Below are 15685 nucleotides of genomic sequence, written 5' to 3' on the forward strand. Positions count from 1 at the left end.
AAATAGCGGTAAAAGCCCGGCGGGCAAGGGTTTTCTTTCCACTTACTGTACAGCTTAATTTCCAAAAACGAGACCAGAATCGAATAGGCGATTTTTTAGCGTTTTAATCTTGCATGGAAAACCGTTAATATAAACCCAATTAGCAGTCAGTAGCGTTATCCCTATTCTGGAGACATTTCCTTTGATCAACGTCCTTCTTGTTGATGACCACGAACTGGTGCGCGCAGGGATACGACGCATTCTTGAAGATATAAAGGGTATTAAAGTTGCCGGCGAGGCGTGCTGTGGCGAAGATGCCGTCAAATGGTGTCGCGCTAACTCCGCAGACGTGGTGCTGATGGATATGAACATGCCCGGTATTGGCGGGCTTGAAGCCACGCGCAAAATCGCGCGCATGTTCGTTGATACCAAAGTTATCATGCTGACCGTCCATACCGAAAATCCGCTGCCCGCCAGGGTTATGCAGGCGGGTGCTGCCGGGTATCTCAGTAAAGGCGCCGCGCCGCAGGAAGTCGTCAATGCGATCCGCACCGTACACGCCGGGCAGCGCTACATCGCTTCTGATATTGCTCAACAGATGGCGCTGAGTCAGATTGAACCGGAAAAAACGGAATCTCCGTTTGCCAGTTTGTCTGAGCGCGAATTGCAGATTATGCTGATGATCACTAAAGGTCAGAAGGTGAATGAGATCTCAGAGCAGCTGAATCTCAGCCCGAAAACGGTCAACAGCTATCGCTATCGAATGTTCAGTAAACTGAACATTCACGGTGATGTCGAACTGACTCACCTGGCCATTCGCCATGGTTTGTGCAATGCGGAGTCGTTAATAAGTCAGTGAGTGAAGCGTTCGATTCAAAAGCATTTCTGAAAACCGTCACCAGCCAGCCAGGCGTCTACCGTATGTACGATGCTGGCGGTACGGTTATCTATGTCGGTAAGGCGAAAGATCTGAAGAAACGCCTTTCCAGCTATTTCCGCAGCAACCTTGCCTCCCGTAAAACCGAAGCGCTGGTCGCACTTATACACAACATTGATGTCACCGTAACGCATACGGAAACGGAAGCGCTGCTCCTTGAGCACAACTACATTAAGTTGTATCAGCCGCGCTACAACGTTCTGCTGCGCGATGACAAATCCTATCCGTTTATCTTCCTGAGCGGCGACACGCACCCGCGGCTGGCGATGCATCGTGGCGCTAAGCATGCGAAAGGTGAATATTTCGGCCCGTTCCCGAACGGTTATGCCGTGCGGGAAACGCTGGCGCTTTTGCAAAAAATCTTTCCTGTTCGCCAGTGCGAAAATAGCGTTTATCGCAACCGCTCCCGGCCATGCCTGCAATATCAGATTGGCCGCTGCCTGGGGCCGTGCGTTGAAGGGCTGGTGAGCGAAGAAGAGTACGCGCAGCAGGTGGAATATGTCCGCCTGTTTTTAGCCGGGAAAGACGATCAGGTGCTGACGCAACTGATTGCCCGTATGGAAAAAGCCAGCGCGGCGCTGGAATTTGAGGAGGCCGCACGCATCCGCGACCAGATTCAGGCGGTGCGCAGGGTGACCGAGAAGCAGTTTGTTTCCAATACGGGCGACGACCTCGATGTTATCGGCGTAGCCTTTGACGCCGGTCTGGCCTGCGTTCATGTGCTTTTTATTCGTCAGGGCAAAGTGCTCGGCAGCCGCAGCTACTTCCCGAAAGTGCCGGGCGGCACTGAGCTGGGTGAAGTGGTGGAGACCTTCGTCGGCCAGTTTTATTTGCAGGGCAGCCAGATGCGTACGCTGCCCTCGGAGATCCTGCTCGACTTCACGCTCGATGATAAAACCCTGCTGGCGGAGTCGCTTTCAGAGCTGGCAGGCCGCCGGGTGAATGTTCAGACGAAACCGCGCGGCGATCGCGCGCGCTATCTGAAGCTGGCGCGAACCAATGCCGCCACGGCGCTGACCACTAAACTTTCCCAGCAGTCGACTGTCAGCCAGCGTTTAACCGCGCTTGCTACGCTGCTCAAGCTGCCGGAAGTGAAACGCATGGAATGCTTCGACATCAGCCATACGATGGGTGAGCAGACCGTGGCGTCGTGTGTGGTCTTTGATGCCAACGGTCCGCTGCGGGCAGAGTATCGTCGCTATAACATCACCGGCATTACACCTGGTGACGATTATGCCGCCATGAACCAGGTGCTGCGCCGTCGCTATGGTAAAGCGATTGAAGAGAGCAAAATTCCGGACGTTATCCTTATCGACGGCGGGAAAGGGCAGTTGGGGCAGGCGAAGGCGGTATTTGAATCGCTCGACGTGGAGTGGGATAAGAACCATCCGCTGCTGCTGGGGGTAGCGAAAGGGGCAGATCGTAAGGCTGGCCTGGAAACGCTGTTCTTTGAGCCGGAAGGCGAGGGCTTTAGCCTGCCGCCGGATTCCCCTGCGCTGCATGTGATCCAGCATATCCGGGATGAGTCGCACGATCATGCCATCAGTGGGCACCGTAAAAAACGGGCGAAAGTGAAAAATACCAGTACCCTTGAGACGATTGAAGGCGTCGGGCCAAAACGTCGCCAGATGCTGTTGAAGTATATGGGCGGATTGCAAGGATTACTCAACGCCAGTATGGAAGAAATTGCAAAAGTGCCGGGTATTTCGCAAGGGCTGGCAGAAAAGATCTACTACTCGTTGAAACATTGAGGGCTCTGTAGCAACATAGAGCTAAATTTTACTGACAACAGACAGTTACCGTCATCATGCGATTTAATATCCCTACGTTGCTCACTCTTTTTCGCGTTGTGCTCATTCCGTTCTTCGTCCTGGCATTTTACCTGCCGGTCGTCTGGGCGCCTTTTGCCTGTGCGCTGATTTTCCTGATCGCTGCCGTTACGGACTGGTTTGATGGTTATCTGGCGCGTCGCTGGAACCAGAGTACCCGCTTTGGCGCGTTCCTCGATCCGGTTGCGGATAAGGTGATGGTGGCAATCGCGATGGTGCTGGTGGCGGAACATTATCATACCTGGTGGGTAACGCTGCCTGCCGCGACCATGATTGGCCGTGAGATTATTATCTCTGCCCTGCGCGAGTGGATGGCGGAGCTGGGTAAACGCAGCAGCGTGGCGGTGTCCTGGATCGGTAAAGTTAAAACCACCGCACAGATGGCGGCGCTGGTATGGATGCTGTGGCGTCCGAATGCCTGGGTAGAGTGGGCCGGCATTGGTCTGCTGTGGGTTGCGGCGGTGCTGACGCTGTGGTCAATGCTGCAATATTTGAACGCTGCGCGCGGTGATTTGCTTGAACAGTGATCGTTTCGGCTTAATTTTCAGCAAACGATCCTGAGATGCAAAAAATAACGTTGACTCAAAACGTCATATCAGTAGAATGCAACGCATCGAACGGCGGCACAGTTAGCCGGACGACAATGAAATCAAGTGGTTATGAAGTAGTTAAATAGTTACTTGATAACATGCGGGAATAGCTCAGTTGGTAGAGCACGACCTTGCCAAGGTCGGGGTCGCGAGTTCGAGTCTCGTTTCCCGCTCCAGATTAATGCATCTGCAGTTTGCGGGTGCAGGTCGAAAGACAACAGATTTAAGGCGCGTTAGCAAAGCGGTTATGTAGCGGATTGCAAATCCGTCTAGTCCGGTTCGACTCCGGAACGCGCCTCCACTTTCTTCCCTGGCCGGATGGTGGAATCGGTAGACACAAGGGATTTAAAATCCCTCGGCGTTCGCGCTGTGTGGGTTCAAGTCCCACTCCGGCTACCATGGGAAAAAGCAGAATAATCAAAGCAATAAGCAGTGTCGTGAAACCACCGAAAGGTGGTTTTTTTGTGCCTGCAATCCCCCCTTCCTGACAACAAATCTTATTTTCCAGCCCGGCACAGGGACAACTTTAACATGGCTCTCCGGCGACAAGCTCTCAAACGTCCAGGATGTGAACTGGTTTTTTAAATGAAAAATAAGCGGAACGGTAGTGAACCGACCAGCGCATAAAAGCTTCTCAGAAAGCTGTGTAGGTAGGTACGCAGAGGGTATGAAAACGGGAATGCCTCGGGCAAAGCGAACGGAAACTGGTACAACAGGTGGACGAACTGAGGCAGTGCCGCCGTACAGCATTGTCACTTACTGCCCAATCATCTGACTGTAAGCGCCGGGTATAAAAGCATGTGGCGATAATGCACGATGTGGCCGTGTGCACTTTGTATAAGAAATTTCACCTCTTAGCTGCTGCAAACGCATATATGTAAACGACTATTGAATGTCGTCTAAACGCATGTAGTATTGATGATCATCATTTGTAACATGGAGGTGGAATGTATAATCATAATCGTGATAAAAGTCATTTTGAGCATAAAATCCGTGAAATTGAGCTGCTCGCAGAGCAAATCGCCGCAAAGCATATACTTTATGGCACTTCAAATCTGTTTTTTGAAATCCAACAGCTTGTGGGGAATTTGAAAAGAGAGATTGAATCCCATTGTCTTACCTATTCTGGGGGGACACATATCCTTGATGAACAGATACGGCACCTCCATGAACAGGATGAGCTGCTTACTTTTAACCGAGCGAAGATATACATAGTTGTCGAAAAAAATCGGACGACAACGACAACCATCGCGCTCAAACAGATTGGCTTCGTCGCCGGTGGCGCACAAGTTTATGGGGGCGCTAGTTTATGTGTTGGTTCGCTGGGTCTGGCATGTGCTGCGTACGGCGCCCCTATGATCGCTCATGGTTTAAATAATATGTACGAAAATGGCTATTATCTCCTTTTCCGTGAAGAACAATCAGGAACCCTGAGAGATGCATATAGATTTGCTGCTACGAAGTTAGGTTATGGTAATAACCAGGCAGACTTAGTCTATGGCGTCGTTGATCTCTCTTTATCAGCATATGGTGCGGGCAGAAAGGTTTTGGGCCCCAGAGAAAAGTCCTGGAGTTTATTCCACAATATCCAATCCGATTATATCAGAGGTTGGCAAGAAGCGTCTAAAACCGCAATGGCGCTGGATTTGACCAGTGGGAGTATTACGGGTTGGCAGATGTACCATATAGCTAAAGAGAATTGATTATGTCACAAGAATTAGAATTTTCGCTTCATCCACCTGTTTGGCCTGCTATCGTGTATTTTGTTGTATCTGTGGCAATTTTTTTCCTGCTTTATCTCGGTAAACTAAAAGTTAACAGGCTGCGTAAATACCCGCTATTTATCGCATATATGGTGTTTGTAATCGCTGTTGCAGCCGTTCAGATAAACATCTTTGCTAATGGCTACGAGTTTGTCCGCAGCTTTTTGCATATCGATTTTGACCCCTATCGATATGACTCGGTATATTGGGGATCATTGTGTTTCTCCATAATTTACTTGCTGGCGTTGCCCCGGAACAAGTTTTAGCATAATGAAATTTTCATTTAAGGGACGCTATGTCTTTACCGCCATTGTATGCACTGCGTGCGTTTGAAGTTGCTGCGCGGTTGAACTCCTTCAGTAAAGCCGCTGAAACGCTCAATATTACGCCGGGCGCGGTCAGCAGACATGTTCGTACCCTTGAACTGTGGTTCGACTGCGAGCTTTTCAAAAGGCAAGGTCCTCGGGTGGAGGTCACTGAAGCCGGGCGAGTGCTTGCCGGGCAGCTGAACGAAAGCTTCACGAGCATTGAATGGGCCTGCCGGGTATTTCGTAGTGAAAACCACCTGCTGCGGCTTAAAGCACCCAGTACCCTGACCATGAGATGGCTTCTCGACGTGCTGCGATCTTTTCGCAACAACCATGCAAAACCACAGGTTGAGATTGCCAGCGTCTGGATGGACATTGACACCGTTGATTTCAATCTTGAGCCCTACGATTGCGCCATTCTTCTCGGCAATGGGCGTTTTGGTGACACAACGGAAAGCCAACTGCTATTTCATGAATGGCTTATCCCGGTTTGTACTCCATCACTTATCGAACCGGCCCGGCAGCGGCTTCCGCAATGCGATCTGATCCATCCTTCACCGGACAGACGTGACTGGCGGCGCTGGCTGCGAAGAACAGGATTGTTCCCGGGGCTCGATATGAGCAGCGGTATGGTGTTCGATACCCTTGAACAGGGAAGTATTGCCGCGATGAACGGGCACGGCATCGCTATCGCCGACCTGCATCTCACGCTTGATGCCCTGAAAAGTGGCCTGCTGGGCCTGCCTTTCAGGGAAGCTATCGCGACGGGGGATGGCTACTACCTCGTCTGGCCAAAAAATTCACTCAAAAGAGAGAGCATTCAGCATCTTCTGGCCTGGCTGCAAAACCATACCCCGGTCGTTCCGGCGCTGGATATCGATTATCTGGCATACGATGACAGTCGGATTTATTAATACCGTTATGTATAAGATATATTTGCCATCTTTTTATAACGTTCTGGCAAAGCGCTGTTCAGGTTGAGCACCTTATCCAGAATATAAAATGCTGGCGTGTTTTTCTGTTGCTCAGCGTCAATAATTGCCGCACGTAATAGCGTGGCGGCAGACGAAATCTTGTGAAAATAGTCCTTAGACTCGGGCGTCTGTAATTCACCAGAAGTGGCGTAACGCACGTCCGGCCAGCCAGAGAAGTTGAGCAGCGGGAGAGGGTTGCCTGCTTCGGGCTGACAGGATGAAAGCAACGCAGCTGCTTTTTGGGGATCGCGATAGGCAACTGAAAGCATATACGCGCGCTGCGAAAACGGTAACAGGGCGTCAGAATGATTTTTGGTGGAGATAAGCAGGGTCATAAAATTCGCTAAATCGCCATCTGATGGAATTTCAGATGGCGATATAATTTTCATTAACTGAAATAAAGCATCAAGTGTCATGTTTGCCCCGGTTCCTCTCATTATGACTATTCAGTTTGCGCCTGAATGTTTTAATTGGCCCACCGTCAGGGTAGGTCGAGAGGATAATATTGGAAGGTGTGCGTTTTTGAAAAACGATTAATAATCGCAATCACTGTGAGTTTTTCTCACTATAGCCTTTTCGTTTCACACGCCACCCAGATACGCCTTCCTCACCTCCGGATCCTTCAGCAACGCCTCGCCGCTGCCGCTTAACCGAATCTGCCCGTTAACCATCACATAGCCGCGGTCGGACAACTTCAGCGCGTGGTGCGCATTCTGCTCGACCAGAAAAATCGTCATTCCGTTACGGGCCAGTTCGCGCAGCGTCTGGAAAATCTGTTTAACCACGATTGGCGCGAGGCCGAGGCTGGGTTCATCCAGCAGCAGAAGTTTAGGACGGCTCATCAGCGCGCGGGCGATAGCCAGCATCTGCTGTTCACCGCCGGAGAGCGTCATCGCCCGCTGGTTACGTCGCTCCTTGAGGCGGGGGAAGAGGTCGAACATGCTTTGCATATCTTCCGCTGCATGCTGATTGCCGACGGGGATTGTCCCCATCAGCAGGTTCTCTTCTACAGACATATCCGGGAAAATGCGTCGTCCCTCAGGTGCCTGCGCGATGCCACCGGTGGCAACATAGTGGGTGGATTTGTGGCTTATATCCTCGCCGCAGAAGAGGATCTGCCCGTTGCGGATCCGGGGCTGACCAAAGACAGACATCAGTAATGTTGACTTCCCCGCGCCGTTAGCGCCAATCAGGGCCACGGTTTCCCCTTTGTTAACCTCAAGCGAAACCTGCTTCAACGCCTGGATCACCCCGTAGAAAACATCCACATCCTGAAACTGAAGCATCGGTTCGCTCACAGATTTACCTCGCTTTCGTCGGTGCCCAGATACGCGGCAATCACTTTTTCATTGTGCTGGATTTCAGCCGGTTTACCTCTGGCAATCACATCGCCATGATCGAGCACAATGATGTCATCTGAAATGCCCATCACCATCCCCATATCATGCTCGATCAGCAAAACCGTGATGTCATGGTGGTCGCGCAGGAACCGGATGATCTCACTCAGCTTGTGCGTTTCCACCGGGTTCAGGCCGGCAGCAGGTTCATCGAGACAAATCATCTCCGGGCCGGTACACATGGCGCGGGCGATTTCGAGGCGTCGTTGCTGGCCATAGGACATTTCCCCGGCCAGACGGTTCGCGCAATCCACCAGATCCACCACCTCCAGCCAGTAAAACGCCCGGTCCAGCGCATCGTTCTCTGAGCGACGATACGCAGGGGTGTTCAGCACCCCCGCCAGCAGATTGCGGTTGACGCGCATGTGCTGTGCCACCAGCAGGTTTTCCACAACGGACATCTCGCGGAACAGGCGGATGTTCTGAAACGTGCGCGCAAGACCCGCGCGGTTCACCAGATGCGTGCCGCCAAACATCTTATAGAACAGGCGTTGACCAAGCTGCGCCGGGTTGAGCCAGTCGCCCGGCTGGAATTTCTGGCCGAGCACCTGAATGACATGGGTGGTTTTATTTCGTGCATTGAACAGAATGTTGCCGCCGGAGGCCCGGTAGAAACCGGTCAGGCAGTTAAAGACGGTCGTTTTTCCCGCGCCGTTAGGCCCAATGAGTGCGGTAATGGAGCCGCGCTGCACCTCAAGATTGACGTCGTTTAAGGCCTTGATCCCGCCGAAGTGCATCATCAGATGTTCTACACGTAAAATCGTTGCGTTCATGGCGCCACTCCTTTACGCACGGCAAATCCGCTGCGGTTGATGCGGATCAGACCGCGAGGACGCCAGATCATCATCACCACCATCAGCATGCCAAACAGCAGCACGCGATATTCCGCAAAGCTGCGCAGCAGTTCCGGCGTGACGGTCAGCACAAAGGCGGCCAGTACGACGCCGACGGTGGAGCCCATCCCGCCCAGGACCACAATGGCGAGGATCAGGGCCGATTCAAAAAAGGTGAAAGAGGTCGGGTTAACAAATCCCTGGTAGGTGGCAAAAAACACCCCGGCGATACCTGCCGTCGATGCGCCCAGGGTGAAGGCCGAGAGTTTGACCAGAACGTGATTTAGCCCCATTGAACGGCAGGCAATCTCATCCTCACGGAGCGCTTCCCACGCCCGTCCAATGGGCATTCGGGTCAGCCGGTGTTTAATGTACAGCACCAGCATGACTACCAGGAACAGCACCGCATAGATGAAGATAAACTTCAAGTTGGGGTTATAGGTCAGGCCGAAGAACTCGTGGAAGGGGACGCCGCCTTCTTTGGCGCGTCGGCCAAACTCCAGGCCAAAAAAGGTCGGGGCAGGGGCTGAAACGCCGTTAGGCCCGCCGGTGAAGGTGAGCCAGTTGTTCAGCACCAGGCGGATGATCTCGCCAAACCCGAGCGTGACGATGGCGAGATAATCCCCGTGCATGCGCAGCACCGGAAAGCCGAGCAGGGCGCCCGCGCCCGCGGCCATTAGCGCCGCCAGCGGCAGCATGCTCCAGAACCCAAGCCCCAGATACTGATACCCGAGCGCCAGCCCGTAAGCGCCGATGGCATAGAAGGCGACATAACCCAGATCCAGCAGCCCTGCCAGGCCAACAACAATGTTCAGCCCAAGACCGAGCAGGACGTAGATCAGTCCGAGAATGGCAACCGTCAGAACGTATTTAGTGGCCACAAACGGGAAGCAGATCGCCAGCGTGACAATCAGCGGAATGATCCAGCGCATGCGGCTTTTATACGCCGGCGGCCGGACATACACCCCCGCATTGTCGGATTCAAACCGTGCCTGTAAACGTCTTCCGGCCGCCGTAGCTGAAAAGGCGCTCAGTAAAAAGCGTCCCACCATCACCGTGCCTACAATCCACGCCAGCCGCTGGCCGTCAAAGGTAAAGCTGTAACCATCCAGTATCACGCCCGCAATCGGGCCGAAAATAATCAGGGCGATCATTCCGGAAAAAATCGAGTCCAGAATGCAGCGCTTCAGGGAAAAACCGTCAGAGGTCATCGCGTTGTTCCTTACACTTTAGCCACGACAGGGCGGCCCAGCAGCCCCTGAGGACGGAAGATCAGAATTAAGACCAGCAATCCAAACGAGAACACGTCTTTATAATCCGAGTTCACCATCCCGGAGAATTGCGCTTCTGCGACGCCCAGAATCAGCCCGCCAAGCATCGCACCGGGCAGAGAGCCGATGCCGCCCAGCACCGCCGCCGTAAAGGCCTTGATGCCGATAACAAACCCGACGTAAAAATCAAAGGTGCCGTAATTCATGGTGATCAGCACGCCCGCCAGCCCGGCCATGGCTGCGCCGATAACAAACACCAGCGAAATAATTCTGTCGGTGTTGATACCCAGGATGGAGGCCATCTTACGATCCTGCTGTACCGCACGGCACATGCGTCCTAAGCGGGTACGGTTGATAATCCAGGTCAGCACCAGCATGCCCGCGAACGAGGCGATGAGAATAAAGACTTTGGTATAGGTTATCTGGACAAACCCTTCGCCGAGGTGAAAACGCAGCACGCCATCCAGCATGGTCGGCACGCCCTGCTGGCGCGGGCCCTGGCTGAGCTGGACGTAGTTTTGCAGTATCAACGACATCCCGATGGCCGAAATCAGCGGCGCCAGACGCGTCGAGTTGCGTAGCGGCTTATAGGCGATGCGCTCAATCGTCCAGCCGTAAACCCCGGTGACCACGATGGTGAAAACCAGCGTCCCCAGGATCAGCAGCGGAAAGGAGTGGAGTCCAAAAAACGCCAGCAGGGCCAGGCCAATGGCCGAGAGATAGGCGGAGATCATATACACTTCGCCGTGGGCGAAATTGATCATACCGATGATGCCGTACACCATGGTGTAGCCGATGGCGATAAGACCGTAGACCGAACCCAGCGTTAAGCCATTAATTAATTGTTGCAGGAAGAATGTACTCATGGTCGCGCACCTGAATAAAGGGTTACGCCGACAGTCAGACCTGCCGGCGCTGAGCAGATTCCGTCCCGTTATGGCACTTCTTTATATTTGCCTTTGTCATCCCACTGATAGACCACGTAGTCAGAGACTTTGAGGTCACCTTTGCTGTCCCAGGCTTTTTTACCCATCACCGTGTCGACAGGGTTGGCCTTCAGCCACTCGCTGGCTTTTGCGGAATCCGTCCCTTTCGTGGCCTTGAATGCCGCCGCGATAGCCTGCACAGACGCGTAGGCGTAGAGGGTGTATCCTTCAGGTTCAAATTTACCGGTGCGGAATTTCTCGATGACGGCTTTTCCGTCCGGGATCAGGCGCGGATCTTTACCGAAGGTCATGTAAATACCGTTGGTGTACTGCGCCCCACCGGCGGCGGTGACCATCTCTTCATTGACGATACAGTCTCCCGAGAAGAACTTCGCCTGCACGCCCTGTTCACGCATCTGGCGAACCAGCGGGCCCGCTTCCGGGTGACAGCCCCCGAAGAACACCACGTCCGGTTTTTGTGCGCCGATTTTGGTCACCAGCGCGTTAAAGTCTTTCTCCCCGCGGGATAACCCTTCGTACATCACCTCCTTCACGCCGCGTTTCGCCAGCGCCGCCTTAGTGGCGTCCGCCAGCCCCTGGCCGTAGGTGTCTTTATCGTGGATGATGACCACCCGTTTGGCTTTCAGCTTATCAAGAATGAAATCGCTGGCGACCTGGCCCTGCTGGTCGTCACGTCCGCACATGCGAAATATATCGCTCATGCCACGTTCGGTAATCAGCGGGTTCGTTGAGCCGGGGGTGATGGAGAGGATCCCGGCATCGCTGTAGACCTCGGAGGCGGGCATGGTCGACGAGGAGCAGAAGTGGCCGACGACCGCTTTCACTTTATCCTGATCGACTAAGCGGTTGGCAACGGCGACGGCCTGTTTGGGCTCGCAGGCGTCGTCGCCCTGAACCAGTTTGATTTTCTCACCGTTGATCCCACCGGCGGCGTTAATGTCTTCCGCCGCCTGCGTAGCGCCATGCCAGTATTGATCGCCGTAGGTTGCGTTCGGGCCTGTGAACGGCCCGGCCACGCCGATGACGATATCGGCCTGCGCGGAAAAGGCCGTCACCAGACAACCGGCCAGCACCAGGGAGAGGGGAGTTTTGGTAAATTTCAGCGACATTATTATGTTCCTTAGCAAAGAGGTTTTTGCACCAGGTAGAAACCCGAACGCCTGATGGCATCGTAAATCCAAAAACAAGAGCGAGAACAAAATGCACTTTAGAAGCAATCTCATGCTTAATACGGCGAGGATCCCACGCACCGCGAAGCGCGCAGAACATTAAGCAAAAAGGTTGCCAGAATGGTTAATCCCTTGACCGGGTCACAACACGTTGAGTATAGAGCGCCGTTTTATGCGTCTTTGCGGGATGAGATGAATTTACAGCGGAGATCACATCTCCTTAACAACAAAGCCCATAAGTTGTGCAACGGTCACGATTTGCACGTTTTTGCAGCAATAAAGACCTAAACTTCAGATAGGCACGCGCGGCGATATATGTCAGGATCGTTTTTTTTATCAGGAGTATCAGCAATGGCTGAAGGCCCATTAAATGAAAGCGAGATGGCGTGGCTGGAAGAGACATTAATCTCTTACGGTCACGACGATGCATCCGTGATTGACGTGTCCGAACTGGACGGCATGCTTACCGCAGTACTTTCCGGTCCCGTTGTGGTGGAGCCCGACACCTGGCTGGTGGCGGTCTGGGGTGGTGAGAAATATATTCCGCGCTGGAAAAACGATCGTGAGATGAACCGTTTTATCGATCTCTGCTTTAAGCACATGAACGATATTGCCGAGCGTTTGAGCGAATACCCGGATCAGTTTGAACCGCTGTTTGGCTATAACGACGTTGACGGTCAGAGCTATACCGTGGTGGAAGAGTGGTGCTATGGCTACATGCGCGGCGTGGCGCTGACGGACTGGTCATCCCTGCCGGAAGCGCTGGAAGCGGACCTGGCGGTGATTGCCCTGCACGGGACGGAAGAGAACAGCGAGAAGCTGGATGCGCTGACCGAAGAGGAGTACATGGCCAGCATCGAAAGCATTCAGCCTGCGGCGCTGCGTTTGTATAACTACTGGGTGGCTAACCCGCAGCAGCCGGAAGCGAAAAAGCCGATCGTGAACGGGTCGAAGGTGGGGCGTAACGATCCGTGCCCGTGCGGGAGTGGGAAGAAGTTTAAAAGCTGCTGCCTGCATTAAATCATTAATTACTGTGGCCTGAATGGGGCACGGGTGTTGAGTCCCCGCTAAAATCGGCGAACCGGAGACCAGATGACAAGGGCTGGACGCCATGGATGGCGGCCAGAGGCGAATCGAGACAGGATGTCGAGTTGAGCCGACCGCAGGCAGATGGTCGGGAGGTGAGCGCAGTGCGAAGCACCGATTTTCCGCGGGGCCGCGGGGATTGATAAGGGGGCCGCGGCGGCCCCCTTATCCCGTTCACATGCTGTGAAAAAATTATATTCTGTTGATCTTAAGGTGAACGGAACAGTACCTCAGGACCTGTATAAATAAGTTATCCCACTTCCGGCAGCATCCCCGCTGCAATCAAAATCTGCACCAGAATAATCACCACCCCACAACCAAACACCGCGCAAAGCATTGGCGTACCGCCCGCTACGCGATACCCCTGCTGCGGATGTTGCTGGCGGCTCTTCCACGCCAGCAGGGAAGGCAGCAGCAGGGCCAGTACCGATAACGCCACGCCAGCATACCCCAGCGCCATCACAAACCCGCGCGGGTAAAAGAGCGCGAAGGCCAGCGGCGGCAGGAAGGTCATCGCCCCCGTCTGTAAGCGTCCGGCAACGGTATTGCGACGCTGGAACAGATCCGCCATATAGTCAAACAGGCCAAGCGCTACGCCGAGGAAGGAGGTTGCCAGCGCCAGGTCTGCAAACAGATGTACCGCCAGCTCCACGTGTGAAGAGGCCACCACGTTACGCAGGGCAACCAGGAATCCATTCAGACCAGAATGCTCTGCCATCAGGCCGATAAAGGTATTGGAATCAATACTGCCCAGCGTCACCAGCTGCCAGAACAGGTAAGCAATCAACGGAATGGCGCTGCCGATAACAAAGACGCGGCGCAGCTTGCGAATATCACCGTTCATATAGCTCACGATGCTCGGCACGCTGCCGTGAAAACCGAAGGAGGTGAAAATAACCGGGATGGCCGAAAGCGCCAGACCTTTCTCCAGCGGGAGGGAGAGCAGGTTAATCTTGTGAACATGCGGTGCCAGCAGCACCAGCATCACAATCAGGAAGAGAATTTTGGCGCTGAACAAAAAACGGTTAAACAGATCGACCAGCGATGTGCCCGCACAAACCACGCCGCCACCGATCAGCGTAAAGACAATGGCGCCTGTTTCCGGTGAAAGTGACGCACCGAAGCCGTCATTGATACTTGACGCAATCAGCTCCCCGGCGCCGCTGATGTAAGCGGCAGTCAGGGCGTACATCAGGAACATCATGCTGAAACCGGTGATCCACTGCCCGTAGCGTCCAAGATAGCGTGCAGCCAGGGAGCCTAAGCCAGTATCGGCAGGGACATGCTGATAAACCTCCAGCAATAATAGCGCGGTGTAACACATCAGGGCCCACAGACCGCCCAGCAGCACTACGGTAACCCCAAACCCGACGCCGGCGGCAGCCAACGGCATGGCCAACATTCCTGCGCCAATTGTCGTTCCGGCGACGATAAAAATACTTCCCAGAGTTCTGTTCTTCACGCTTTCCTCTACAACGCTTCCATACCGCGACTCATTCTGCGGCGCAGAGTAAGGGAAAAGCACCATCTCGTCAAATCACCGTTACATAGGGTGTAATAATTAATTTACAAAAAGAAAAGGGTAACCTGAGCCAGCGCAAAGCGTGCCGTAGAGGGAACGTTTAGTCTGCTTTTTATTTGCGAGAGGTAACCATGTCAATTCACGGACACGACGTGCTGAATATGATGATTGAGTCAGGTGAGCGCTATACGGAGGAGAGTCTGGTTGAGGCGATACATGCCCGCTTTGGCGAAGCGGCGCGTTTCCATACCTGTTCAGCTTCGGAGATGACGGCCGCGGAGCTGGTGGCGTTTCTGGCGGCGCGCGGAAAATTCATTCCAGCAGCAGACGGATTTTCCACTCACGAAAGTAAAATTTGCCGCCATTAAATAATGCGGTGCTGAAAACTCAGCACCGCTTTTCTGTTAATTCTGGGTATCGAGCGTCGACAGCTCTTTATCAATGAAGTACAGACCTTCCCCGGATTTACCTGCCAGAGATAATTTATCCAGCACGGATTTAAACAGCTTCTCTTCTTCGTGCTGTTCAGCCACATACCACTGAAGGAAATTAAAGGTTGGATAATCCTGGCTGGTCATGGCGGCATGAGCCAGTTCATTAATTTTCTGGGTGATCAGCTGTTCATGCTCATAGGTGGCGCGGAACAGTTCATCAAGAGAGCCGTATTCGGCAAAAGGCGATGCCACGTTATCAATGCGCGGCAGGCTGCCGGTGTCCGTCAGGTAATCAAACAGACGCTGCATGTGCGTCATCTCTTCCTGGGCATGACGACGCAGGAAGGCGGCCGCCCCTTCAAAGCTGTGATAGCTGCACCAGGCGCTCATCTGCTGATAAAGCAGGGAAGAAAAAAGCTCAAGATTCATTTGCGCATTGAGCTTGTCGATCATTTCAGTTTTTAACATGGTGCAGCTCCGGTTTATTAATTCTGGTTCACGATGAGCGACACTATAATTTGTTATTTAATTATTTGCAAAAAGTAAAATAAATATTTCCTTATTAAAAATACGAATGGGAATAAAACGCATTGCCGTCATTTATATTTATTAATGAGAATTGTTTTAGTTCTTATTAAATAAACTG

Annotated in this window: 16 protein-coding genes and 3 tRNA genes; 11 read left to right on the forward strand and 8 right to left on the reverse strand. The window is 53.1% G+C overall.

Features of this window, described 5'->3' with window-relative positions:
* The first annotated feature begins 181 nt into the window (after positions 1-181).
* From uvrY to O1722_RS09020, 9 genes are all read left to right on the forward strand, one after another.
* Positions 182-838 (forward strand): UvrY/SirA/GacA family response regulator transcription factor, encoded by a 657-nt coding sequence (gene uvrY / locus O1722_RS08980; RefSeq protein WP_017384478.1) that lies wholly within the window; start codon positions 182-184, stop codon positions 836-838.
* Positions 835-2667: an excinuclease ABC subunit UvrC gene (uvrC, locus tag O1722_RS08985; RefSeq protein ID WP_017384477.1), complete on the forward strand. Its 1833-nt coding sequence runs from the start codon at positions 835-837 to the stop codon at positions 2665-2667. The genes uvrY and uvrC overlap by 4 nt, the downstream gene beginning before the upstream one ends.
* Before the next feature lie 56 nt (positions 2668-2723).
* Positions 2724-3272 carry a CDP-diacylglycerol--glycerol-3-phosphate 3-phosphatidyltransferase gene (gene pgsA / locus O1722_RS08990; protein WP_003859652.1) on the forward strand — a complete coding sequence of 183 codons (549 nt, stop codon included), beginning with the start codon at positions 2724-2726 and terminating at the stop codon, positions 3270-3272.
* Positions 3273-3435: 163 nt separating this feature from the next.
* Positions 3436-3511, forward strand: a tRNA-Gly gene (locus tag O1722_RS08995).
* 51 nt (positions 3512-3562) lie between these two features.
* Positions 3563-3636, forward strand: a tRNA-Cys gene (locus O1722_RS09000).
* Positions 3637-3647: 11 nt separating this feature from the next.
* Positions 3648-3734, forward strand: a tRNA-Leu gene (locus O1722_RS09005).
* 548 nt (positions 3735-4282) lie between these two features.
* Positions 4283-5038, forward strand: coding sequence for a DUF4225 domain-containing protein (locus O1722_RS09010; RefSeq protein WP_033486938.1), 756 nt, complete (start codon positions 4283-4285; stop codon positions 5036-5038).
* 2 nt (positions 5039-5040) lie between these two features.
* Positions 5041-5364 carry a hypothetical protein gene (locus O1722_RS09015; RefSeq protein ID WP_017384434.1) on the forward strand — a complete coding sequence of 108 codons (324 nt, stop codon included), beginning with the start codon at positions 5041-5043 and terminating at the stop codon, positions 5362-5364.
* Positions 5365-5393: 29 nt separating this feature from the next.
* Complete coding sequence (locus O1722_RS09020) at positions 5394-6320, forward strand: LysR substrate-binding domain-containing protein (protein ID WP_017384433.1); 927 nt, start codon at positions 5394-5396, stop codon at positions 6318-6320.
* A 5-nt stretch (positions 6321-6325) separates the two neighbouring features.
* Here O1722_RS09020 and O1722_RS09025 read toward each other — a convergent pair whose 3' ends face one another.
* The 6 genes from O1722_RS09025 to O1722_RS09050 form a co-directional block, all read right to left on the reverse strand.
* Positions 6326-6796, reverse strand: a complete 471-nt coding sequence (locus O1722_RS09025) for a hypothetical protein (protein ID WP_033486939.1) — start codon at positions 6794-6796, stop codon at positions 6326-6328.
* 165 nt (positions 6797-6961) lie between these two features.
* Positions 6962-7678, reverse strand: a complete 717-nt coding sequence (locus O1722_RS09030; protein WP_017384431.1) for an ABC transporter ATP-binding protein — start codon at positions 7676-7678, stop codon at positions 6962-6964.
* Positions 7675-8550: an ABC transporter ATP-binding protein gene (locus O1722_RS09035; protein ID WP_033486940.1), complete on the reverse strand. Its 876-nt coding sequence runs from the start codon at positions 8548-8550 to the stop codon at positions 7675-7677. Before O1722_RS09035 ends, O1722_RS09030 begins: the two co-directional genes overlap by 4 nt.
* Positions 8547-9821, reverse strand: coding sequence for a high-affinity branched-chain amino acid ABC transporter permease LivM (gene livM, locus O1722_RS09040; protein WP_015570245.1), 1275 nt, complete (start codon positions 9819-9821; stop codon positions 8547-8549). The genes O1722_RS09035 and livM overlap by 4 nt, the downstream gene beginning before the upstream one ends.
* Before the next feature lie 11 nt (positions 9822-9832).
* Positions 9833-10747, reverse strand: coding sequence for an ABC transporter permease subunit (locus O1722_RS09045; protein WP_003859667.1), 915 nt, complete (start codon positions 10745-10747; stop codon positions 9833-9835).
* A gap of 68 nt (positions 10748-10815) precedes the next feature.
* Positions 10816-11937: a branched-chain amino acid ABC transporter substrate-binding protein gene (locus O1722_RS09050; protein WP_003859669.1), complete on the reverse strand. Its 1122-nt coding sequence runs from the start codon at positions 11935-11937 to the stop codon at positions 10816-10818.
* Positions 11938-12348: 411 nt separating this feature from the next.
* Here O1722_RS09050 and O1722_RS09055 point away from each other — a divergent pair, with 411 nt between their 5' ends.
* Positions 12349-13017, forward strand: a complete 669-nt coding sequence (locus O1722_RS09055; RefSeq protein ID WP_003859671.1) for a YecA/YgfB family protein — start codon at positions 12349-12351, stop codon at positions 13015-13017.
* A gap of 316 nt (positions 13018-13333) precedes the next feature.
* Here O1722_RS09055 and tyrP read toward each other — a convergent pair whose 3' ends face one another.
* Positions 13334-14545, reverse strand: a complete 1212-nt coding sequence (tyrP, locus tag O1722_RS09060) for a tyrosine transporter TyrP (protein ID WP_032620305.1) — start codon at positions 14543-14545, stop codon at positions 13334-13336.
* A 191-nt stretch (positions 14546-14736) separates the two neighbouring features.
* On the opposite strand from tyrP, the gene O1722_RS09065 reads away from it, so the two are divergent.
* Entirely contained in the window at positions 14737-14973 is a 237-nt protein-coding gene (locus tag O1722_RS09065; protein WP_003859673.1) for a YecH family metal-binding protein, read from the forward strand.
* A gap of 36 nt (positions 14974-15009) precedes the next feature.
* On the opposite strand, the gene ftnA is transcribed toward O1722_RS09065, so the two are convergent.
* Positions 15010-15507 carry a non-heme ferritin gene (gene ftnA / locus O1722_RS09070; protein WP_003859676.1) on the reverse strand — a complete coding sequence of 166 codons (498 nt, stop codon included), beginning with the start codon at positions 15505-15507 and terminating at the stop codon, positions 15010-15012.
* Between the last annotated feature and the right edge of the window lie 178 nt (positions 15508-15685).

The sequence above is a fragment of the Enterobacter cloacae complex sp. HYC003_NIDB genome (assembly GCF_056673375.1).

What these genes read in the sequence shown, in the direction of transcription:
- O1722_RS09045 (WP_003859667.1), bottom strand. Translation starts at nt 10,747, where the DNA reads ATGAGTACATTCTTCCTGCAACAATTAATTAATGGCTTAACGCTGGGT.
- O1722_RS09015 (WP_017384434.1), top strand. Translation starts at nt 5,041, where the DNA reads ATGTCACAAGAATTAGAATTTTCGCTTCATCCACCTGTTTGGCCTGCT.
- O1722_RS09020 (WP_017384433.1), top strand. Translation starts at nt 5,394, where the DNA reads ATGTCTTTACCGCCATTGTATGCACTGCGTGCGTTTGAAGTTGCTGCG.
- O1722_RS09035 (WP_033486940.1), bottom strand. Translation starts at nt 8,550, where the DNA reads ATGAACGCAACGATTTTACGTGTAGAACATCTGATGATGCACTTCGGC.
- O1722_RS09025 (WP_033486939.1), bottom strand. Translation starts at nt 6,796, where the DNA reads ATGACACTTGATGCTTTATTTCAGTTAATGAAAATTATATCGCCATCT.
- livM (WP_015570245.1), bottom strand. Translation starts at nt 9,821, where the DNA reads ATGACCTCTGACGGTTTTTCCCTGAAGCGCTGCATTCTGGACTCGATT.
- O1722_RS09050 (WP_003859669.1), bottom strand. Translation starts at nt 11,937, where the DNA reads ATGTCGCTGAAATTTACCAAAACTCCCCTCTCCCTGGTGCTGGCCGGT.
- O1722_RS09010 (WP_033486938.1), top strand. Translation starts at nt 4,283, where the DNA reads ATGTATAATCATAATCGTGATAAAAGTCATTTTGAGCATAAAATCCGT.
- pgsA (WP_003859652.1), top strand. Translation starts at nt 2,724, where the DNA reads ATGCGATTTAATATCCCTACGTTGCTCACTCTTTTTCGCGTTGTGCTC.
- ftnA (WP_003859676.1), bottom strand. Translation starts at nt 15,507, where the DNA reads ATGTTAAAAACTGAAATGATCGACAAGCTCAATGCGCAAATGAATCTT.
- O1722_RS09065 (WP_003859673.1), top strand. Translation starts at nt 14,737, where the DNA reads ATGTCAATTCACGGACACGACGTGCTGAATATGATGATTGAGTCAGGT.
- O1722_RS09055 (WP_003859671.1), top strand. Translation starts at nt 12,349, where the DNA reads ATGGCTGAAGGCCCATTAAATGAAAGCGAGATGGCGTGGCTGGAAGAG.